Here is a 22,844-nt window from a genome sequence, read left to right as displayed (position 1 = left end):
CCGCACTGCTGTCGACCCACGTAGGCTCAACCTCGTTGAGACACGAGGGATTTGGGGAGGCGGGGGCGTGGGGCGTGACGGGCTGATCCGGGCGTTGCCGGAGTTGTTGAGGGAGCACGCGGAGTCGGCGGGGGAGCGGGTCGCGTACTCCGATCCGTCGCGCAGCGTCACCTATGCCGAACTGGAGCGGCGTACCCGTTCGTTGGCCGGTCACCTCACCCGGACGGGACTGCGCGCCGGTGACCGCGTCGCCATCTGCCTCGGCAACCGCGTGGAGACGGTGGAGAGTTGCCTCGCCGTCCTGCGCGCCGGGATGGTCGGTGTCCTGCTCAACCCGCGCTCCTCGGACGCCGAGCTGACCCACTTCCTCCAGGACAGTGGCGCCGCCTTCGTCATCACGGACGTCGCGCACCTCGCACAACTGGCGCGCCTGGGGCCGCCGTACGACCGCTTGGGCGTCCTGATCGCGGAGTCGGGCCCGGTACCGGGTGGCGTACCGCTGTTCAGTAACGCCGCCGAGGGCGGCGAGGACGCGGAGATCGACCTGCTCGGCCTCGACGATCCGGCCTGGATGCTCTACACCTCCGGCACCACGCACCGGCCCAAGGGCGTGCTGTCGACGCAGCGGGCGGCATTGTGGTCCGTGGCTGCCTGCTACGCCCCGATCTTCGGCCTCTCCGCTGACGACCGGCTGCTCTGGCCGTTGCCGCTGTTCCACAGCTTCGGCCACTCGCTGGCGATCCTGGGCGTGACGGCCGTGGGCGCGACCGCCCGGATCGCCGGCGAGCTGTCGGCGCCGGGCGGTCTACGGCAGGAACTGCTCACGGCGCGCGAGGAGCTCGGCGGGCCCATCACCGTCCTGGCCGGCGTACCGGCGACGTATCACCGGCTCGTCGACTCCGACGGTGAGGCCCCGCACGCGCTACGGATGTGCGTCGTGGCCGGAGCGCCGAGCGGTCCCGCACTGCGCGCGGCCGTCGAGGAGAAGCTGGGCGCGCCCCTGCTGGACGCCTACGGCAGTACCGAGACCTGCGGCATGATCGCGGTGAACCGTCCGGAAGGGCCCAGGGTCGAGGGTTCCTGCGGGCCGCCCGTACCGGGCATGGACGTGCGTGTCGTCGACCCGCGCAGCGGCTCGGACGTTCCGGACGGGGCCGAGGGCGAGGTCTGGGTACGGGGGCCGAGCCTGATGACCGGGTACCACGGGCAGCCCGAGGCGACTGCCGCCGCGCTGAGGGACGGCTGGTACCGCACCGGCGACCTCGGCCGCCGTGTCGAGCACGGCCATCTCAGGCTCACCGGCAGGGTCAGCGAGATGATCATCCGTGGCGGAGAGAACATCCACCCGACGGAGATCGAGCAGACGCTCCTGCGGTGTGCCGGCGTCTCCGACGCCGTGGCCGTGGGTGTGCCGCACGAGGTGCTCGGCGAGGTGCCGGTCGCCTTCGTCGTACCGGGCCCGGACGGGGTCGACACACGGCGGGTGCTCGCCGAGTGCCGGACGTTGCTCGCCGACTACAAAGTGCCGACCAGCATCCGAGAGATCCCCGCCGTCCCGCGCACCGCCTCCGGGAAGATCGCCCGGCACCAGGTGCACGACCTGCGCGAGCTGCGCGAACTGGCCGCCACCGCCCCGCCGTCGGCGACTCCGGCAACCTCGATCGCGGACTTCCCGGTCGAGGCCGAGGGCACGCATGCCGCCCATGTCGCCCAAGCCGCTCGTGGCGCCCGCCGCACCCGCACCGCCCTGCGCGAGCGACTCCGTCCTCTCCCACGCGAGGCCCAGGAGCGCGCGCTCCGCGCGGCGGTGCTCACCGAGACCGCCGAGATCTGCCGGCACACGCCGGACGATCCGTCCGATGCGGACAGCCCGTTCGCCGATCTCGGAATGACGTCCGCCGGAGCGGTCGAACTGCTGGACCGGCTGGACGCCCTCACCGGGCTCAGCCTGCCGACGACACTGGTCTTCGACCGCCCTACGCCGACCGACGTGGCACGCTACCTGCGCGACGCGCTGTTCGGGGACGAGCCCGGGAGCCACCCCCAGCCGGACGCCGCACAGGACCGGTCGTCCGAGGACGATCCCGTCGTGATCGTCGCCATGGGCTGCCGCTATCCCGGCGACGTCAACTCCCCTGACGACCTCTGGGACTTGGTGGCGCGGGGCGGGGACGCCATCTCGGGGTTCCCCGCCGACCGAGGGTGGGACCTCGACGCCCTGTACGACCCCGATCCCGACCGGATCGGAACGACGTACACGCGACACGGTGGATTCCTGCATCACGCCGCCGAGTTCGATGCCGGGCTGTTCGGGATCGCGCCCCGCGAGGCGCTCGCGATGGACCCGCAGCAGCGGCTGCTCCTGGAGACCTCCTGGGAGGTGTGGGAGCGGGCCGGCATCGACCCGGCGTCGCTGCGGGAGAGCGAGACGGGGGTGTTCGTCGGTGTGATGCACGGCGACTACGCCGGCCGTTTCGCCCGCCACCACGAGCTGGAGGCGCACCTGGGCCTGGGCTCGACGGGCAGCGTGGCCTCCGGCCGGATCTCGTACACCTACGGTCTGCGCGGGCCCGCGATCACCATCGACACCGCCTGCTCGTCCTCACTGGTGGCACTGCACTGGGCGGCGCGGGCGCTGCGCTCGGGCGAGTGCTCGCTGGCGCTGGCCGGCGGGGTCACGGTGATGTCGACGCCCAAGCCGTTCCTCGCCTTCAGCCGGCAGCGCGGGTTGTCCCCGGAGGGACGTTGCAAGTCGTTCGCGGCGCAGGCCGACGGGACGGCCTGGGGCGAGGGCGTGGGCCTCGTCCTCCTGGAGCGGTTGTCCGACGCACGTCGCCACGGCCATCCGGTCCTGGCCGTGTTCCGTGGCTCCGCCGTCAACTCCGACGGACCCTCCAACGGGCTCACCGCGCCCCACGGCCCCGCACAGCGACGTCTGATCACGCGCGCGCTGACGGACGCGGGGCTGCGGGCCGCCGACGTGGACGCGGTGGAGGCCCACGGCACCGGCACCAGGCTGGGCGACCCCATCGAGGCGCAGGCACTCCTGGCCACGTACGGACAGGACCGTGAGCAGCCCCTGTGGCTCGGCTCGCTCAAGTCCAACCTCGGGCACACCCAGGCGGCGGCCGGAGTCGCCGGCGTCATCAAGATGGTGCAGGCCATGCGGCACGGGGCACTGCCGAGAACCCTGCACGCCGACTCGCCCACACCGCACGTCGACTGGACCTCGGGCCGGGTGGAACTGCTGACCGCCGCCCGGCCCTGGCCGGCCTCGGACCGGCCGAGGCGTGCGGGGGTTTCGGCCTTCGGGATCGGCGGGACCAACGCGCACGTGATCTTGGAGGAGGCGCCGGAGAGCGGTGACACGGCGACGCCCCGGGAGGTGACTCTGGCCCCGCCGGTTCCGTGGCTGCTCTCCGCCGCCGACGACACCGCCCTGCGCGCCCAGGCCCGACGTCTTACGGCCTACGTGGCCAACCGGCGGGACCTGTCGCACGGCGACGTCGGGTACTCGCTGGCGGTCGGCCGGGGGGCCCTCGCGCACCGGGCGGTCGTGCCGACCGGTGACCCGGCCCGGATCGCGGACGCGCTGCACGCCCTCGCGGAGGGCCGGGACGCACCGGGGGTCGTGCGAGGGGTGGCGGACTCGCAGACGCGTACGGCCTTCCTGTTCACCGGACAGGGCGCCCAGCGCCCGGGCATGGGCAGAGAACTGCGTGCTGCCTTCCCCGTCTTCGCCGAGGCTTTCGACGAGGTCTGCCGGCGCCTGGACGACCGTCTCCCGCAGCCGCTCAGCACGGTGGTGTCCGCCGAGCCCGGCTCAGCGTCGGCGGCTCTGATGGACCGCACGGACTTCGCACAAGCCGGACTGTTCGCCTTCGAGGTGGCACTGTTCCGGCTGCTGGAGTCGTGGGGCGTTCGAGCCGACCGCCTCGTCGGCCACTCCGTCGGCGAGCTGGCGGCCGCGCACGTCGCCGGTGTCCTCGATCTGGCCGATGCGGCGACCCTCGTCGCCGCTCGCGGCCGGCTGATGCAGGCGTTGCCCGAAGGCGGCGCGATGGTGGCTCTGGACGCGACCGAGGAGGAGGCGCTCGCGGCGCTGTCCCCGTCCGGGCCACGCGCGGCGACCGCCTCCGCCCCTGAGCCGCCCTCGGCAGCGATCGCCGCCGTCAACGGGCCCCGCTCGGTGGTGATCTCGGGCGCGGAGGATGCCGTACTCGCCGTCGCGGCCGACTTCGAGGCGCGCGGACGCAGAGCCGTACGGCTACGCGTGAGCCACGCCTTCCACTCACCCCTGGTGGAACCCATGCTCGACGAATTCCTCGACGTCGCACGGCAGTTGGCTTTCCACCAGCCGCGCATTCCGATCGTCTCCACGGTGACGGGACGGCTGGCCGAGGGCGCTGACCTCTGCTCGCCCGAGTACTGGGCACGGCACGCCCGGCAGCCCGTGCGCTTCGGCGACGCCGTGCGCCACCTCGCGGACGACGGGATCTCCGCCTACCTGGAACTCGGTCCGGGGCCGACACTCACCGCGGCGACAGCCGATGCTCTGGCCGACACGTTCGCCACCGCCACCCACACAGCTGACCCCCCCTCCACCACCGGCACCGTCCTCGCCGTGGCGACGCGTGGTGGCGAACACGAACCGGAGACCCTCCTCTCCGCCGTTGCCCGACTGCATGTCGCCGGCGCCCCGGTCGACTGGGCGGCGGTGTACGCGGGCTCCGGCGCACGACGCGTCGACCTGCCGACGTACGCCTTCCAACGGCAGCGGTACTGGCTGGACGCGCCGCACCCGACGGCGGCCGACCCCCAGACACTCCTGGGGCCGGCCTTCCCCGTACCGGACACCGAACGGACCGTGCTGAGCGGGCTGTTGTCCCTCGCCACCCACCCGTGGCTCGCGGACCATGTGATCGCCGGCAGGGTGCTCGTGCCGGCGACGGTCTTCGTGGAGATGGCCGTACGGGCGGGTGACGAGACGGGCTGCGGCGCGGTCGAGGACCTCGTGATGTTGTCACCGCTCGCCCTGCCCGAGTCGGCGGGGGCGCGCGTCCAGGTCGTGGTCGGTGCGCCGGACGACGCGGGCCGACGGCCGGTCGACATCTACGCCCGACCGGAGCGGTCCGCCGAGGACGCCCCCTGGGTGAGGCACGTCTCAGGGCGGCTGGGCCGGGTCGGGGTCGTAGCGGACGAGCTCACCCCATGGCCGCCGAAAGACGCCGAGGCACTGGATCTCACCGGAGCGTATGCCGCCCTCGCCGACGCCGGGCTCGCCTACGGGCCCGCTTTCCGGGGGGTCAGTGCCCTCTGGCGGCGCGACGACGACGTCTTCGCGGAGGTCCGGCTGCCGGTCTCGCATGCCTCGGAAGCGGGCCTTTTCGGGCTCCACCCGGCACTGCTCGACGCGGCCTCGCACGCGCCGCTGCTCGCCGAGCCCACCGGCCCGAGCACGGTCCGGGTGCCGTTCGCCTGGAGCGGAGTGAGCCTCCACGCCACCGGGGCGACGGACGTGCGGGTCCGGGTGCGGAAGACAGGAACACACACGGTCTCGCTCACCCTCGCCGACCCGGCCGGCCGACTCGTGGCGCACGTGGACTCCCTGGCAACCAGGGAACTCCCGGCCCATCAGGCGGACATGACGGACGACCTCGCCCGAAGGGCTCTGCTGCGCCCGGATTGGATCGCTCCCGAACGCCCCGGCCACACAGACACAGACACAGACGCCGACATCGACATCGATGAGCACACGTGGAGGGTGATCGGCCCGGACCCCCTGAACCTCACGGCATTCCTGCCGGCCGCCCCGAGCCGGGAGACCGCCGCCCCGCAGGGCGGAGCGCGTACACCTGCCACAGCCTTTACGGCGACCACGGCGACCACGGCGATCACGGCGACCACGGCGACCACGGCGACCACGGCGCTCGACCGTACGGCCGACCCCGATCCGTCGGCCGCCGTGCGCGAGCTGACCAGCAGGGTGCTCCACACGCTCCAGTCCTGGCAGGACGATCCGCACTCGATGGGCTCACGTCTGGTCGTGGTGACCAGGGATGCCACCGCGCCGACGCCGGACCTGGCGGGCGCGGCGGTCTGGGGACTGGTGCGTGCGGCGCAGTCGGAGCTGCCCGGCCGTGTGGTCGTGGTGGATGTCGACGAACGGCCCGAGTCGCTGCGGGTCCTGGCCGCGGCGGTGGCGAGCGGCGAGCCGCAACTGCGTGTGCGGGACGGCCGGGTGACGGTTCCGCGACTGGTTCCGGCCCATGATGTCGCGGCCGCGCCGAAGGCCGAGGCACCAGACTTCGGCGCCGACGGCACGGTGCTGATCACCGGCGGCACCGGTGCGCTGGGCGCTGAACTCGCCCGTCATCTGCTCACCGAACACGGTGTACGGCACCTCCTGCTGACCGGCCGCCGAGGGCCCCGGGCGCCGGGAGCCGATGAACTGCGACGCGAACTGGAGGAGCTGGGGGCACGCGTGACCGTGGTCGCCTGCGACGTGGCCGACCGGGACGCGCTGGCCGAGGTGATCAAGCACTGCGATCCGCCGCTGACCGCTGTCGTGCACGCCGCCGGAGTCCTCGACGACGGTGTGCTGGACTCGCTGACCCCCGAGCGGATGGCGGCCGTGCTGCGGCCGAAGGCCGACGCGGCCTGGAACCTGCACGAACTGACCCGTGACATGCCCCTCTCGGCGTTCGTCCTGTTCTCCTCCGTCTCCGGCCTGCTGGGCCGGGCGGGCCAGGGCAACTACGCGGCCGCGAACGCGTTCCTCGACGCCCTCGCCCGCCGTCGCACGGCCGAAGGCCTGCCGACGCTCTCGCTGGGGTGGGGCCCGTGGGAGCACGCCGACGGCATGGCGGCGGGCGGGTCCCCACGGGTCGCACGCACTGCAATGCCGGGCGACGTGTTCGTGCCCCTGACCACACAGCAGGGCCTGGCCCTGTTCGACGCCGCGCTGCGCTCGACGGAGCCGGTACTGGCGCCGATGCTGCTCGACCGGGACGCGCTCCGTTCCGGCGCGCGACACCTGCCTCCGCCGCTCAGCGGACTCGTGCGCCACGGTCGGCCGACCGCCGCCGCGACGCCGTCCGGCTCGCTTCCCGGCTCGGAGGAGACGCCGGAACCGGGCGCCTGGAGGAAGGCGCTGGATCGACTGCCGGCGGGGGAGCGCGAGGCGGCGCTCGTACGACTGCTGCGCGCCGCCGTGGCCGCCGTACTCGGGTACCCCCACGCCGACGCACTCCCGGCCGGCCGGACTCTCGCAGAGCTGGGTTTCGACTCCCTCACCGCCGTACAGATCCGCAACCGGCTGAGCCTGGCGCTCGCACTCCAGCTGTCGGCGGCCGTGGTCTTCGAGTACCGCACGACCGAGGACCTGGCACGCCATCTCCTCGGTCTGCTGTACAGCGAATCCGCCACCCCGGGCGCGAGCGCCGACGGCACGAGCACCGAAGCGGCCACCCCGGGCGCGAACGCCGAACCGGCCACCCTGGGCCCGACCGGCCGACCGGCAGCCCTTCAGACACCTGCCACGCCGGGGACGGGCCCCGAGCGGGCGGCCCCCGGGCGCGCAGGGACCGAACGGCCCGCGTACACCCTCTCCTCACTGTTCAGGACGGTCAGTGCCTCGGGCCAACCGGTGGCGGCGATGCACCTGCTCGTCACCGCGTCCTGGGCACTGCCCACCTTCACGGCCGCCCGAGGCAGCGAGCACGCCCTGCCCCCGATCCGCCGTTCCCACGGCCGCCCGGGCTCCGGCAGGCCGACCCTCGTCTACATCCCGGCCTACCACCCCTCGGTCGCGTCGGACGGCGGAGACTTCCCTCGCTTCCACCGGGCCTTCCAGGAAGGACCGGATGCCCTGGACGTCCTGGAGTTCCCGCACCCCGGAATCGGCGCCGGTGCCGCCGTACCGGAGGACCGCGCCGCACTGGCCCGCACGCAGGCCGAGAACGTGCTACGACACGTCGGGGACGGTCCCTTCGTGATCGTGGGGCGCTCTGCGGGCGGCAACGCGGCACACGTGATCGCCCACCGGCTGGAGGGCATGGGCCGGGCGGCGGCCGGTCTGGTGCTGCTGGACACCTACCACATCACGCCGGACAACAGTGGCAAGGAGTGGCTGCTGTCACTGGCCGCCCCGCCTCCGCAGGCCATCGGGCGGCCCGCCGTCCCCGGCGACGACGACACCGCCCTGGCCGCCGTGGGCGCCTACAACCGGATCTTCCTCGGCTGGGACCCCGAGCCGCTGACCACGCCCACACTCCTCGTCCGCGCGCTGCGGCCCACCCCCGCGATGGCGGTCGCGGACCAGGACGAATGGCGGACGTCGTGGCCGTCGGCCCACGACGTCGTGGACGTCCCCGGCGACCACCTGACGATGATGCGTGAGGACGCGGAGACGACCACGTCGGCGATCCGGACATGGATCGACGCGCGAACGAAGCAGCAGGAGGGGTGACGCGTCAGGCCCCCCGTACTCGGCATGGCACCAGCCGGGAAGGCGGTGTCGGCGGCCGCTCTGCCCGCCGGGCGCCGCACCCACCGTCCAGCCATGGCGTGCGGCGCCCCACGGGCAGAGGTATGACTGACACGTGGCCCGGCGGAACAGGCCCAGGCCGTTTCCTGCGCTGCCGCCGGAAGGAGTGTCCGGTATGCCTGAGCGAGAGAGCCGGGCCGGGAGCGGTCGGCAGGAGGACGGTGTCACCGCCGCGCCCGGCGGGCTGCTCGATCTGCTGAAGGTCGCCGCCATGGTCCTCGGCAGCGACGGCCGGATCGTGCTGTGGAGCCCGGAGGCCGAGTCACTGCTCGGCTACTCCGCGGCCGAGGCGCTGGGCCGGGACGCGGGCGCGCTGCTGGTGGCCCCGGAGAACCGGTCCCGGGCTCGCGAGCTGTTCCGGCGCGTACGCACCGGGGCACGCTGGGCGGGAGTCTTCCCGATGCTGCACAAGCGGGGGACGACGCGCCGCGTGGAATTCCGCACCATGCAGCTGCGCGACGCAAGCGGCGACATCCACGCCCTGGGGCTCGGCATCGACGCGGACACCGTACGGAACGTGGAACGGGATCTGGCCCTGTCCCACATTCTGATCAACCAGTCGCCGGTGGGCATCGCGGTGTTCGACCCCGACCTCCGGTGGGTCCGGGTCAATCCTTCTCTGGAGCGCATAAACGGCGTTTCCGAGGAGGCCGTGCTGGGCCGCCGCGTCGCCGAGGTACTGCCGGCGCTCGACGTCCGGGCGATCGAGGCGCGGATGCGGCGGGTCCTCGACACCGGTGAGCCGTTGCTGGACCAGCAGACGATCGGCCGGACCGCCGCCGACAGCCAGGACCACGCCTACTCGGAGTCCTACCACCGGCTGGAGGACCCGAGCGGACGCGTGCTGGGCCTGGCGATGGCGATCTTCGACATCTCCGAGCGGCAACGGGCGGCCGCCGAGGTCGTACAGGCGAGGGAACGCCTGGCGGTGATCGCCGACGCCGGTGTTCGCATCGGCACCACGCTGGACCTGCGTCAGACGGCACACGAACTCGCGGACGTGACCGTTCCGCAGCTCGCCGACCTGGCGGTCGTCGACGTACTCGACTCGGTCGTCGGCCACGGCGGCACGGGCGCGGCACGCCCGGACGACCCGCCGGCCTTCCGAGCGCTGGCGCTGAAAGCAGGCCGCCCCACCACTGCCTTCGAGGCCGTGGACCCGGTCGGCGAGCCGGCGTCGTACACCTCGGCACGGGTGATCACCCAGTGCGTACGGGAGGGACGGCCCATCCTCCTGCGACACGTGAACGCCAAGACACTGCGGCGTATCGCCCGGGACGCCTCCGCCGCCGACCGGCTGGGCCGGGCCGGCGTCCACTCCTACCTGGCCGCTCCTCTGGTGGCCCGGGGCGAGGTGCTGGGCACGCTCAGTCTGTACCGGACGGTCAACCACCGGCCGTTCGACGACCAGGACCTCACCCTCGCGACCGAACTGGCCGCACGCGCCGCCATCTGCATCGACAACGCCCGGCTGTACGGACGTGAACGCGCCACCGCCCTCACCCTCCAGCGCAGCATCCTCCCCCAGGAACCCCCGCGCCTCGCCGGCATGGAGGTGGCCTCCCGCTATCTGCCCGCGGTGAGCGAGGTGGGCGGGGACTGGTTCGACGTGCTGCCGCTCAAGAACGGCAAGGTCGGCCTCGTCGTCGGCGACGTCATGGGCAAAGGCGTGCACGCCGCGGCGATCATGGGGCAGCTTCGCACCGCCACCCGCGCCCTCGCCCGTCTCGACCTGCCGCCGGCGGAGCTGCTGGCCCACCTCGACGACATCGCCGCCTCGCTCGGCGACCCCGACACGCTGGCCACCTGCCTCTACGTCGTCTGCGACCCCCGGCACGGCCGATGCGAGGTCGCCCGCGCCGGCCACCTCCCGCCCGTACTGGTGGACCCGGGCGGGAAGGCCGTACTCCTCGACATCGCAGCCGGAGTACCCCTAGGGGTGGGAGGAGTGCCGTTCACCGCCGACCAGCGGGAGCTCCCGGAAGGGGCGCTGCTCGCCCTGTTCACCGACGGCCTCGTCGAACGCCGCACGGAACCCATCGACACCGGGCTGAACACCTTGCTCCGCCTGCTGGACGACACCCGTCTCCCCCTGGAAGAGACCTGCGACCTCCTCCTCGACACCCTGAACCGGCAACCGGACGACGACGTGGCCCTCCTCCTCGCCCGACGCGTCGGCCCGCCGAACTGAACGCCACCCCCCAGCAGCCAGTTCGTGTGCGGCCTCCCGGGCTCAGCCGACGGGGTGGCTGACGGCCTTGGGGGAGGGGCCGTACTGGTTGGTCGCCGGGCCGCTGTCCACGGTCATGGTCACGAGGCAGAGGACCGGGCCGGCCAGGGGGATCAAAGCGATGAGCATCCTCCGGCCCGGCTTGCCGGTGTCGCGCAACCGGCGGACGGAGACGCTGAGCATGGGCACCATGAACGACAGGAGGAGGGCGCTCAGGAGCGGGGTCCCGGTTGCGAACCGATTCCGGCGACCGCGCCGGTGGCGAGCACGCAGAGCAGGGCGAACCACCAGTACTCCGCGCGCCGGGTGCGACCGGAGAAGGTGGCGTACTTGCCGGTGGGGCACACGCGTGCCGCGTCGGCGAACGGCATGCTGGTCATGGCTGCTCCTTCAGAGAAGCGCTGGGGGGATGCTCCAGGCGGCCCCGCACCCGAGGGGCCCCTCGACCTGGCCGGAGCCCCATGGGGTGGGGAGCCCGGCGGCAATGGCGTTCCGCCCCCTGCCCGTGGTGAACGGTGGCGCGGCTGCGACGATGCCCCGGTGAACCCCTTCGCGTATTCCAGCCTGGGGCCTGGTCATGACCGGCAGCTTCTCCCGGAGTCCTGGCAAGCCGAGCCCGGCCAGTGGCCGAAGCTGGAAGCCGCACTCGCTCTGGTCAATCGCGACCTGGTGGCGACTCTGCCCGACCAGGACCCGCTGATACTGATGGTCACCCCCTCCTGGCCGCCTCTGCCTCCGGGCGGGATCGACAGAGGTCAGGTCTACGTGGCGATGCCGGACGGCCGCTGGCACGGTCATGCGGTGAACGCGTGTGACCTGGAGGAGTGCGACCCTCCGGAGCCGGAGGACGAGGCGGTGGTACTGACCGTCGTCGCGGATGCGGCGCAGGCCACCATCACCGAGCTGCTGTGGCAGGCCTGGCCGATCTGCCGGGAACACAAGATCGGAATGCACCCCCGTCCCGCGGGGACGGTTGACGACCGGTGCGAGGGCGAGACGCAGGCGTCCGGCCCACCGGTGTGGTGGTGCCGGGGCAGCAGGGACGGCGACTGTCATGACGTCTCCCTGGTGGGCGAGCTGGCCGCCACCCTGCCGGGAAAACAGCGCCGCGCACTGCGGCGCAGCGCGCGGGAACGAGACGGTCACCGATAGCCGCGGGCCAGACCCCTACGCCGCCGGATCCGCCCTGCCCGGACGCGCCGCCGGCATGCCGAAGCCGCCGCGTCCTCACGGCCCGGGGACCTGTGTGCCCCCCCCCGCGATGGCATCCACCGGGATCAGCTCCTGCGAGAGGGCCTGCCAGAACTGGTTGCCGTCCGCGCCTCACGCGGCACTCGGCCGACCCGGGCCGGGCGTCTGCCCGCGCTACGGCCTGGCCGCCCGCCGGAGTACGCCGAGAGGCACGCGTGGTGGCCGAACCCGAGCGGATCAGTCCGACCGCCGCCCGGGCCCGGCTGTCCCGCGTGCCTCAGTCCGTCTTGAGGGCGGTGAGGATGTTCAGCCGGGCCGCCCGGCGGGCGGGCCAGAGCCCCGCCACCACGCCGACGAGGGCGGCACCCGTGAGGGCGACGGCGATGCGGCCCCAGGGGACGACCATCTCGTACCCCTGGATGCTGTCGGCGGCCATCCTGCCCGCGGCCCAGCCGAGGAAGAGGCCCGCGCCGATGCCCAGCAGGGCCCCGAACAGCGAGATGAGGACGGACTCCAGGTGGATCATCCGCTTGGTCTGCTCGGGCTGGAGCCCCACCGCGCGTAGCATCCCGATCTCACGGGTGCGCTCGAACACGGACATCGCCAGGGTGTTGACGACTCCCAGGACGGCGATCACCACGGCCATGGCCAGCAGCCCGTACAGCATGTTCAGGAGCAGGGTGATGTCCCCGCCGCCGGCGGAGCCGGCCAGGTCGTCGGTGTTCCGCAGCCGGATGAGGGGGTTCTGGTCGAGGGCGCGCCGCAGGGACCGCCGTACCGTCTCGCCGTCGCCGTCCTCGGTGTGCACCAGGACCGAGATGTCCTCGAACTCCTTCAGATGGGGCTGGAGGGTGGCGAGCGGCATCATGGTGGCCGGGAGGAACTCGTCGTCGCGGTAGATGCCGCCGATCCGCAGGGTCCCCCGGCTGCCGTCGCGGTAGACCACCGGAAGCCGCTGTCCCATGGTCCATCCGTAGAGGTCGGCCGTGGAGGTGTCGATCAGCAGGTTCTTGCCGCCGCCCGTGCCCAGTGCCGCGAGCGACCCCGACGCGAAGCCGGGGTCGAGGAGGGCGCCGATGCTCCGGGCGTCCACACCGGTCAGGTTCACCTCGTCGCCGCCGATCCGGACGGCGCTCTGGCGCAGCGGGCTGGAGGCGGTCACGGCCGTGGACTTCGCCAGGGTGTCATGGACCGACGCGGGCAGGGAGCCGCCTCGCCTCGACGAGATCTCGAAGTCGGCCGTGACGGCGTTCTCGGCCCGCTGGTGCAGCGATGTGGTGGCGGACACCGCGACCACCGTGAGGCCGGTGACCATCGACAGCCCGATCATCAGGGCCGAGGCCGTGGAGGCGGTGCGCCGGGGATTGCGGCGGGCGCCCCGCGCGGCCAGTGTGCCCGGGACGCCGAAGCGGCGCAGGAGAGGCACGGCCAGCGCGATCGCCGGTCCGGAGAGTGCCGGGGTCACCACGATGAGGCCGACGAGCAGCAGGGCGGACGGGAAGAGGACGACGGTGCGGCCCTGCTCGCCGCTGGACGCGGCGAACACCACGCCGAGCACACCGATCACGATCAGGGCGGCACCGATGGCGTTGCGCCTGCGGAGGCTACGGGCCGGCGGGGGTGTGTGGAGCGCGGACATGGCGGCCACGGGAGGCACGGCGGCGGCGCGGCGGGCCGGCAGATACGCGGCGAGCATGGTGACGACGACGCCCACCCCGAACGAGACCAGCACCGTGCCCGGAGCGACGACCAACGGCCCGTCGGGGACACCGGATCCGGTGGACGCGAACAGCTGCCGCATGGCCAGGGCCACGCCGATCCCGAGGAGGAACCCCGCGGCCCCCGCGCACAGCCCCAGCAGCGCGGCCTCGATGAGGACGGAACGGGTCACCTGGCGGCGCTCGGCGCCGACGGCCCGCAGCAGGGCCACCTCCTGCGAACGCTGGGTGACCAGCATGGTGAAGGTGTTGCCGATGACGAAGACGCCGACGAACAGGGCGATGGCCGCGAACACGAGCAGTACCTGGCCCAGCCCGTCCGCCCCCTCGGCGGCCGCGGCCCGCTGCTGCGCGTGCAACTGCGCCGCCGTGCTGATCTCGGAGTCCTCGGGCAGCAGGTCGCGTGCCTTCGCCGCGAGCCGCTGCTCGGAGGCACCGCGCTCGGCATCGAGGGAGACACCGTGGTACTGACCCGGCCTCAGCAGCAGTTTCTGCGCGGTGGCGTCGTCGAAGAACACCGAGGTGCCGCCGGAGCCCGAGGTGTCGTCGGTGCGGACGATACCGACGAGCTTCCTGTGCAGCACGGGTCCGTCGATGGCCAGCCGGACGGTGTCGCCCACCTGGTAACCGCCCTGGTCGGCGGTGCTGGTGTCCATCAGCACCTCGTCGGGCCCGCTGGGGGCGCGTCCGGTGGTCAGGGGATGGCGGTCGTCCTTGCCGTCGGCCTGGGGGAAGTAGTTGCCCGCCATTGCCACCTTGCCTTCGCCGAGGGGGCGGCCGTCCTTCGCGGCCACGGCGGCGAACCCCTCCACGGAGCCGGTCACGGACGCCACGCCGGGCAGCCGTCGTAGGCGCCCCAGCATGTCCTCCCCAAAGGTTCCGGGCTCGCCCGATTTCTCGTCGAACGGCGGTGTGGCCTGGACCGAGACATCGCGCAGCGTGCTGAGGTAGCGCTCCTTGTAGGCGTTGCCGACGGTGTCGGTGAAGACGAGGGTGCCCACGACGAACGCGACGCCGAGCAGAACGGCGAGCATGGTCATCAGCAGGCGGGCTTTGTGCGCGAGGACGTTGCGCAGGGCGGTGCGGAACACGGGCGGCCTTCCAGGGATGCCGGTGAGGGGTGCTCGGGGAGCGGGAGGCGCGTCGGGCGCGGGGCGTACGCGCGTCAGGCGCGGTGAGCCGACGGCAGGTCCGGTATGTCGACGGCAGGAGCGGTGGGCCGACGGCAGGCGTGGCGTTGCGTCAGCGTCAGACCGGGTGCGCGGGTGTCAGGCGTCCCATGCGCTCCAGAACGGCCTCGGCGGTGGGCGCGTGGAGTTCGTCGACGATGCGCCCGTCGGCGAGGAAGACCACGCGGTCCGCGTAGGAGGCGGCGGCGGGGTCGTGGGTGACCATGACGACGGTCTGGCCCAGGGCGCTCGTGGAGCCGCGCAGGAATTCGAGGATCTCGGCCCCGCTGCGGGAGTCCAGGTTGCCGGTGGGCTCGTCGGCGAAGACGATGTCGGGCCGCGCGGCCAGCGCGCGGGCGACGGCGACGCGCTGCTGCTGGCCGCCGGAGAGCTGGCCGGGCCGGTGGTCGAGCCGGTCGGCCAGGCCGACGGTCTGGATGACGCCCTCCAGCCAGGCCCGTTCGGGCTTGCGGCCCGCGATGTCCATGGGGAGGGTGATGTTCTCCAAGGCGCTCAGGGTGGGCAGGAGGTTGAACGCCTGGAACACGAAGCCGATGCGGTCGCGGCGCAGCCGGGTGAGCTGACGGTCGTTCAGGGAGGCGAGTTCCGTGTCGCCGAGGCGGACCGACCCGAAGGACAACGAGTCGAGACCGGCCATACAGTGCATCAGGGTGGACTTCCCCGATCCGGAGGGGCCCATGATCGCGGTGAAGCGGCTCCGGACGAAGCCGACCGTGACCGCGTCGAGGGCCACCACACGGGTGTCGCCCGTGCCGTACACCTTCGTCAGGTCGGTGGCCCGGGCCGCGTAGCTCTCCGGGGCGGAAGGGGGCAGGTGTGCGTGCATGGCGATCCCCGGTGGACGCTCGACGTGGATGACCCCTCGTGGCAGAGGGGGTCGCCGCTGACGGCGACCTCCATGAGCCTCCCGCTCGGGCGCCCGTCGGCGGATCCCCCGAACATCCGGCACCGCATCCCCCGATCGGGGGAGATTGCCGGTTCCTACGGCGCGAACGCTATTCGGCGCGTCCCGAGCGGAAGGCCCAGGCCGCGACCTCGACCCTGTTGCGCAGGCCCAACTTCGCCTGGACCGACCCCAGATGCGTCTTGACGGTGCTGGGAGCGATGTACAGCTCGGCGGCGATCTCCGGGTTGGTCAGTCCGCGGGCGATGCCCTGGACGACCTCCTCCTCGCGGTCGGTCAGCGGTTCGGCCGGCTCGGACGCGCCGCGTCGCCGCGCCTTGGTGAAGTGCTGCAGCAGACGGAGGGTGATCTGCGGGGCGATCATGGCGTCCCCGCGGGCGGCCGCCCGGACGGCCTCGGTCAGCAGAGCGGGCCCGGCGTCCTTGAGAAGGAAGCCCGACGCCCCGTTCGACAGCGCCGTATACACATATTCGTCGAGGTCGAAGGTGGTGACCACGACCACCTTCGGCGCTCCGGGACGACCGCCGCCGGCCAGTTGGCGGGTGACCTCCAGTCCGTCGGGCGGAGGCATCCGGATGTCCACGAGACACACGTCCGGCCTCGTCTCGCGGGCCAGGGCCAGGGCCGAGGCCCCGTCGGCGGCCTCGGCCACCACCTCCATGTCGGACTCGGCCGACAGCACCATGCGGAACCCGGCCCGCACCAGATACTGATCGTCCGCGACCAGGATGCGTAGGGTCATGCCGTCCTGCCCTCCCGTAGCCGCAACCCGGAGCGTACGGCGTGCCGTCCGCGTGCACGGGCGTTCCGTGCGGCCTCGTCGGGGTGCAGCGGTACGGAGGCATGGACACGCCACCCGCCTTCGGGTCGGTGCCCCGCCTCGAAGACACCGCCGAGCAGCTCGATGCGCTCCCGCATGCCCATGATGCCGAAGCCGCCGCCGAGCCGCCCGAGGCTGCCGCGGGGGCCGGACGGTGAGCCGTGTCCGTCGTCCTCGACGACCAGTTCGGCGTGGCGTGCCGCGACCCGGGCGGACACGTCGACCGACCGCGCGCCACGCGCATAGCGCTGGGCGTTGGTCAGAGCTTCCTGCAGGACGCGACTCAGCCCGCCGGTGACTTCCGCGGGGACGTCCATCGGCGGCTCCGGTCCGAGGTCCAGCCGGATCGGCAGTCCCGTCGCCCGTGCCTCGTCCACGATGCGGGTCAGCACCTCGCCGAGGTTCTCCGCATGCCGCGGGGCCCCGTCACCGCGCATCGAACCGACCAGACGCCGCATCGACGTCAGCGCCTCGCCGCCCGCGTGCTCGACGGCCTCCAGCATCTCGTTCAGCATCCGCGGGTCGGGGGTGCCCCGGCCGGTGACATGGCGCAGGGCCTGCAGCTGCACCACGATCGCGGTCACCTGATGGGCCACGGTGTCATGCAGGTCGCGGGCGAGCGCGAGCCGTTCCTCCTGCCGGACCAGTTGTCCGGTGCGTTCCTGTTGGACGTCGTAGAGGCGCAGTACCAGGCCGCAGACGAAGGCCAGGGCCAGTTCCAGCACAGTGCTGTCGGAGAAGTCGCCGGGATCCGAGTCCCGCAGCACCGGGACGGAGAACACGCTGATGCCCACGGCCGCCACGACCACCGGGGCCCACCGGGGCGTGCAGCGGCGCACCGCCACGGCGAGGAGGACCAGCAGGCCCATGAGTTCGCTGCCGCTGCTCTCGCTGGTCACCATGTTCACCGGCAGCAGGTGGTACGCCACCGTGGCCACGAAGGTCGTGAAGCAGGCCACCAGCGCGGCCCGCGGGACCCATCGGGAGTCGCACACCGAGGCCAGTACGGCCATCGCCCCTGCCAGGGCTCCGGAGCAGACCGGCACCCAGTCCCCGACGAAGGCCTCCATGTCCAAGGCCGGGTCGAAGACGATCCGCCCCCGTACGTCCTCGAAGACGGAGAAGAGGAACAACAGCGCCAGCGCCGAGACCAGGATCCGCCCCGGCCAACTGCGGTGACCGGCACGGCCGGAGGACACACCTATTCGCATCCGCGTCACCCTACGCACCTACGGCGGCGATCGCTGCCGACCTCCCCGGGAACGGGTCGGTGGGCATGGGCCGGGAGTCGCGCCGGCATCCGCTTCCGCGTCCCCGTGGGTGGGGCCCCGGTCGCCCCGGGGAGTGTCCGAGGCCGGGGATCGCAGCTGTCCTGCCCCCGTGCGGCGCCCATGAAGTCGGTGGCCACACGCAACTCCACCACCGCGTCGGCGCGCGCCAGTTGTGCCCGCGTGAGCGGAGAACTGCCCTCATGGACATGTACGGACGCCTCCCGTACGCCTACCGTCGAAGACGACTGGCAGAACGGTTCGGGGCCGGGTGCTGTGCCCTGCTCCCGACCCCACTACAGGGAGCGGCGGCGTCATGGGTCTCGACCGGAAGAAAGAGAGTGGCGACCGGGAAGGAAAGCCTCTGCCCCGTCGGACCTCAGCAGTCCAGAGCGCCGATGCGGCGCGCTTCTTGGGAAACCGTCAGGTCACGCCGTCGTCCGTCCGAGCCGTGCAGCGCATGGCCGGGAACGCAGCCGCCACCGCGTATGTGCAGAGGGTCACCGACGCGGATCGTGACAAGGCCAACGCTCGCCGGGAACGTTGGGCCGCGCGGGACACCGGACGTGGCGGTGCGCAGCAGGCAGAGAGCTTCACCAGTCACGAGACGGCGTTCGGGCCGTACAACGAGCGCCCCGGGCGCGGCGGGGCTCCGTACATCAGCTCCAACAAGAAGCAGTATCCGGGAACCCAGGGCGACGACCGCTACGTCCGCGAGGAAGAGAACCAGTTCACCGGCCTGATCCCCACTCTCGACGCCGAGCAGTTCCTCCCCCTCGTCGAAGCGCTGAAGGGGCGGGAGTTGAGCGAGGAGGATATCGCCGGTCTGAGTGACGAACAGTGCCGGGCAGCGGCGATGCTCATGGGAATCGCCAACGCCGAGGCGGTTCGCGAGCCGGGAGCGATCAAGCACATCCGCAGCGCGCTCAGGCGGCAGGCGAACCCGTCCCACGAAGCCCCGGAGTTCCTCAATGACTACCCGCAGGGACGAATCGGCGGTGCCCAGCACGAGAGGCGCGTCCGGTCGGGCAGGGCAAGGCGGGCCACACCCGAGGTCGAAACCATTCTTGACGCATCGTCCTCGTCGGACGAGAGCACATCCCGCCGCCGTTAGTGCCTTGCCTCCGTCGTAGTAGCGCCGTTGCCGACGGTGCCCAGTAGCACGGCGGCGAGAGGCATCCGGGACGCTGACCGGAATCCGACCCTGATCCGGTCGTTACGAGGCCGTGAGCTGCGTCTTGGAGGCTTGCACCATGCGCCTGCGCCCTCGCTGTCCTGCCGTCGTTGTGGTGTGCCTCTGTCTGAGCACCCTGCTGGTCACGGGCTGCTCGGACGGTGGCGGGAAGCCGACGCCACTGCCGCCCCCTTCCCTCACCCAGCGGGACGACGGCGAGGTCAATCGGGACGACGTGAACGGCGACGGGTACGGCGACGAGGTCGTCAACGGCTGGTACAAGGAGCCGAAGTCAGGGGGCGACTGGCACAACAACCGCTTCGTCGCCCTGGCCGCCTCCGGTGGCACGAAGCCGGGAAAGGCCTTCCGCCTCGCGGAGCGCTACGCCAAGCCGGACCCGCAGGTCACCAGCGCGCCGATCGAGTACGACCGCTCGGCTCAGTTCACCGCGGATCTTGATGACGACGGTTACGCCGACGTCGTCGTGCGCAACCGGCTGAGCCACCCCAACGGGAAGTTCACGCCCGACCAGCGCATCGTCTGGGGTGGCCCGGACGGCCCCATGGGTGCCACCAAGCTCCCGGCCGACGTCCTGCGGGCCATCGCTGCGGGAGACTTCGACGGCGACGGCGCCCTCGACCTGCTGACCCTCGCGGAGCCCGGCAGCGAGTACGACGACACGCCCCAGCCCGCCGCTGTCCTGTACGGCCCGCTCAGCCGCGAGGGCGGGGTGCCCCGCAGGACATGGAGTGCCGATGTGGGCCAAGGGGGCTGGGCGTACATGGCGCACGCGGTCGTGGGCGACTTCGACGGTGACGGCCGGGACGATCTGGCGACCAAGGCCGCATACGACGAGGAAGACGTTCGCCTTGAGGACGGCATGCCGAAAGACGTCGTCGACGCCGTGCTCCACCGGGGTACGGCACGAGGACTGAAGCTCGCCGGGGCCGTACCGGGCATCACGGCCCAGGCTCCCGGCCTGGGCGACGGCGCCATCCCCGTGGCGGCGGGGGATTTCGACGGTGACGGCTGTGCCGACATCCTCGCCCGGCAGGGCTACAGGCAAGCCGTTGCCGTCTACGGCAGCGGCAAGGGACCCGGCCGGGGCAGGACCGAAACCGGGCTCGGCACACTGGACCTCGTCGGCGCCCTCGCCGTCGGCGATGTCGACGGCGACGGGCGCGACGACATCGCCACACAGTCCTCGGGCGACGATCGCCGCATCGGCCAGGTGACAGTGGTGACCGGCGGCGATGACGGACTCAGCGCGTCCCGTACCGTCATGATCGACCGGTACGCGATCGGGATCGGCGGTTTCCCACAGCACGAGGGAGACCGCGACTTCTTCGGCTGGGACCTGTACCTCGCCGACCTCGACACCGATGGCCGCGACGAGCTGCTCATCGGCACGTTCGGCTTCAACAATCCCCGCAAGGACGCTGGTTACTGGATCCTGCACGGAACGAAGGACGGCCCGTCGAAGACGAACCGCCGCTTCGTCAGAACGAAGGACTTCGGCCGCGGCTGACGTCCGGAGCGGGCGGCAAGGCCGGGCTGGCAGCTGCTGGAGCTCTGCCGCACGATGTGGGCGTTGGCCTCGTCCCCGACTTTGACGTAGAGCGCAGACTTGCCCCTCCGGTCGTACGTCTCGTCGTCGTTGATCGGTCCGGGGATGTCGAACGACACCCTGTAGCACCACCCGGCGTCGACTCGGAAAGCGTCCCAGTCCTGGTCCACGGGGTGTGCTCGCCCGGGCTGGGCCACTCTGTCTTCTGAGTGGCCCCACCGCTGCTGCACGTCGGCTCGGTAGTCGTCGAGGCGCCGGTGAGATCCCAGCTCCTGCACCGGTTGAAGTAGGCCACGGCTCCGACGCCGCTGTCATTCACCGTCGATGAGCATCCGACATTTCCGCACTCGGGGCCCGCGTACGCAGCGGGTGCGGGTCCCGCGACGACGAACGCGGTGGCCGTGGCCCCCACCACGGCCACCGCCTTCGACCGCTTGCTGAACCGCTCTTGTAGTGGCATTTCTTCTCCTCTAGCGGTTGTCCGGTTGTTGCTTCCCGAGGCGCCACGTGCCGCCGGTTCGGCGCTCGGTCCGTGGGCGGGTCGGCGCGGTCGGCCCGTGTGGCTTGCCCCGCGACCGCCCCAGCCCAGCCACGGCCCGACCTGCGACGCGATCGTGGATCAGGGGTCGGCGCTCAGCAAGGCTCGAACGTCAGAAGGGAACGCCTGGAACGCCGCCCATGTCGCTGGCTGGGCGTTTCAGGCGTTGTGGAACGCAGAGATCCCGCCGAGCGAGGTCTCTCGACTTGGATTTGGAAACCGATCGGTTTACCATGACGGAAACCGGCCGGCTTCGAGGGCTCACCCCCGCCAGGTCGTCGCAACCCGTGCCGCAGGGTTTTGATGCAGAAAGTTCCGGTCTGCGATAGTGCCGTCCGGTCCCCTCCCGATGTAGCCGTTGTCCAGGCCGGAGTAAGTCATGAATGGAATTCACCCCTTCCGCGTGCTGCGCGCAGGGCCTCTGTGGATCGCCAACGGCGTGATCACGGGCGTCCTCGCGCTGCTGTTCGCGGTGTTCTATGTCGGCGCCAACATCGACCCGGTCGGCCACATGACCAGGCTGCCGGTCGGTCTGGTCAACGCCGACAAGGGGGACTCGGTCGAGGGTCGGCGGGTGAACCTGGGAGAGCAGGTCACCGAGTCGATCCGGAAGACCACCGCGGGAGCGGGCAAGATCGAGTGGAAGGTGATGGACGAGAAGGAGATGGCGGAAGCGCTCGGCAAGGGCAAGCTGTACGGCGCGCTCGTCGTCCCCTCCGGCTTCACGTCCTCCGTCACCGCCCTGAGCGGCACCGCCGCCACCGAAACGCCGGTCCGTCCGACGCTGACGGTGGTGACGAACCAGTCCGCCGGCAGCATGGGCTCCGCTCTGGCCCGGACGGCGACGACCCGGGCGGCCGAGAACGCCTCACTCCATCTGGGTGGGGAACTGACCGCACAGGCCGGTGACGAGGCGGCGAAGCTGCCCGCCGCGGCGCGCCTTCTGCTGGCCGACCCGGCTGCCGTCACGGTGAGGGACGGTCACCCGCTCGACGCGCACAGCGGCCTGGGCATGACGGCGTTCTACTACGCGCTCGCCCTGGTGGTCGTCGGCATGCTCTCCGCCAACGTCATCAGCGGCCAGGTCGACCACGCCCTCGGCTACACCCACAACGACATGGGTCCGCTGCGTCTGCACCGCCCGCTGATCCGGGCGACCCGGGTCCAGACCCTGGCCATCAGCAGCACCCTCATGACCGGCCTCTCCCTGCTGATGGGCACCCTGGTCATGGCGGGCGCGGTCGGCATCATGGGCATGGACGCCTCCCACCTGCCGCTGCTGTGGCTGTACTCGGTGTGCGCCATCGCCGTCTCCGGGATCGGCGCGCTCGCCCTCCTGGCGGTGTTCGGCACGCCCGGCATGCTGGTGGCCACGCTGGTCTTCATCGGGATGGCGGTGCCGACGGCCAACGCCACCACGCCGATTCAGGCGCTGCCCGGCTTCTACCGCTTCCTCGCGGAGTTCGAGCCGCTGCGGCAGATCGCCGACGGTATCCGCGCGATCCTCTACTACGACGCGCAGGGCGACGCGGGACTGACCCGGGGCTGGGTCATGATGGCGGTCGGGCTCGTGGCGGCCGTGGTGTTCGGCTTCGGTGTGACTGGCTGGTACGACCGCAAGGGACTGCACCGCATCCCCGCCCCCGTCGAGCCCGAGCCCGAGCAAAACGTCACCCCGGCGCAATAGAACGGCTTC

Annotated in this window: 12 protein-coding genes; 6 read left to right on the top strand and 6 right to left on the bottom strand. The window is 72.0% G+C overall.

Translation table 11 applies throughout. The annotated features are described in order from the left end of the window. Positions 1-67 precede the first annotated feature (67 nt). Together H4687_RS02575 and H4687_RS02570 are read left to right on the top strand one after the other, a co-directional pair. A complete protein-coding gene (locus H4687_RS02575) occupies positions 68-8,470 on the top strand; it encodes a type I polyketide synthase (protein WP_050398948.1) in 8,403 nt (2,800 codons plus the stop codon). A gap of 193 nt (positions 8,471-8,663) precedes the next feature. Beyond that, positions 8,664-10,739, top strand: a complete 2,076-nt coding sequence (locus H4687_RS02570) for a SpoIIE family protein phosphatase (RefSeq protein WP_046913936.1) — start codon at positions 8,664-8,666, stop codon at positions 10,737-10,739. A gap of 42 nt (positions 10,740-10,781) precedes the next feature. Here the strand turns inward: H4687_RS02570 and H4687_RS47365 are convergent, their stop codons facing one another. Both H4687_RS47365 and H4687_RS47360 read right to left on the bottom strand, forming a co-directional pair. Further along, entirely contained in the window at positions 10,782-10,970 is a 189-nt protein-coding gene (locus H4687_RS47365) for a DUF805 domain-containing protein (protein ID WP_050398949.1), read from the bottom strand. 20 nt (positions 10,971-10,990) lie between these two features. Further along, positions 10,991-11,158 carry a DUF805 domain-containing protein gene (locus tag H4687_RS47360; protein WP_159026097.1) on the bottom strand — a complete coding sequence of 56 codons (168 nt, stop codon included), beginning with the start codon at positions 11,156-11,158 and terminating at the stop codon, positions 10,991-10,993. Between the two features lie 160 nt (positions 11,159-11,318). On the opposite strand from H4687_RS47360, the gene H4687_RS02555 reads away from it, so the two are divergent. Next, the gene (locus tag H4687_RS02555) at positions 11,319-11,930 is read left to right on the top strand and encodes a hypothetical protein (protein WP_233443546.1); all 612 of its coding nucleotides are present in this window, start codon (positions 11,319-11,321) and stop codon (positions 11,928-11,930) included. Positions 11,931-12,246: 316 nt separating this feature from the next. Here H4687_RS02555 and H4687_RS02550 read toward each other — a convergent pair whose 3' ends face one another. The 4 genes from H4687_RS02550 to H4687_RS02535 all read right to left on the bottom strand — a co-directional run bounded on the left by H4687_RS02550 (position 12,247) and on the right by H4687_RS02535 (position 17,812). After that, a complete protein-coding gene (locus tag H4687_RS02550) occupies positions 12,247-14,778 on the bottom strand; it encodes an ABC transporter permease (RefSeq protein ID WP_046913935.1) in 2,532 nt (843 codons plus the stop codon). 157 nt (positions 14,779-14,935) lie between these two features. Continuing rightward, positions 14,936-15,703 carry an ABC transporter ATP-binding protein gene (locus H4687_RS02545; protein ID WP_046913934.1) on the bottom strand — a complete coding sequence of 256 codons (768 nt, stop codon included), beginning with the start codon at positions 15,701-15,703 and terminating at the stop codon, positions 14,936-14,938. Between the two features lie 169 nt (positions 15,704-15,872). Then, positions 15,873-16,523, bottom strand: coding sequence for a response regulator (locus H4687_RS02540; RefSeq protein ID WP_046913933.1), 651 nt, complete (start codon positions 16,521-16,523; stop codon positions 15,873-15,875). Further along, positions 16,520-17,812 (bottom strand): sensor histidine kinase, encoded by a 1,293-nt coding sequence (locus H4687_RS02535; RefSeq protein WP_159026096.1) that lies wholly within the window; start codon positions 17,810-17,812, stop codon positions 16,520-16,522. Before H4687_RS02535 ends, H4687_RS02540 begins: the two co-directional genes overlap by 4 nt. 373 nt (positions 17,813-18,185) lie before the next feature. Between H4687_RS02535 and H4687_RS02530 the strand changes: the two genes are divergently transcribed. From H4687_RS02530 to H4687_RS02520, 3 genes are all read left to right on the top strand, one after another. Next, a complete protein-coding gene (locus H4687_RS02530; protein WP_225966566.1) occupies positions 18,186-18,983 on the top strand; it encodes a hypothetical protein in 798 nt (265 codons plus the stop codon). A 139-nt stretch (positions 18,984-19,122) separates the two neighbouring features. Next, positions 19,123-20,571 carry an FG-GAP repeat domain-containing protein gene (locus H4687_RS02525; protein ID WP_046913932.1) on the top strand — a complete coding sequence of 483 codons (1,449 nt, stop codon included), beginning with the start codon at positions 19,123-19,125 and terminating at the stop codon, positions 20,569-20,571. 956 nt (positions 20,572-21,527) lie between these two features. Next, on the top strand, positions 21,528-22,835 hold the full coding sequence (locus H4687_RS02520) for a DUF3533 domain-containing protein (RefSeq protein ID WP_046913930.1): 1,308 nt from the start codon (positions 21,528-21,530) through the stop codon (positions 22,833-22,835). Positions 22,836-22,844: the final 9 nt, after the last annotated feature.

Source organism: Streptomyces stelliscabiei (assembly GCF_014873495.1).
GTDB classification, from domain to species: Bacteria; Actinomycetota; Actinomycetes; order Streptomycetales; family Streptomycetaceae; genus Streptomyces; species Streptomyces bottropensis.
The sequence above is the reverse complement of the archived record's forward strand: the minus strand, read 5'-3'. Positions and strand labels throughout refer to the sequence as shown.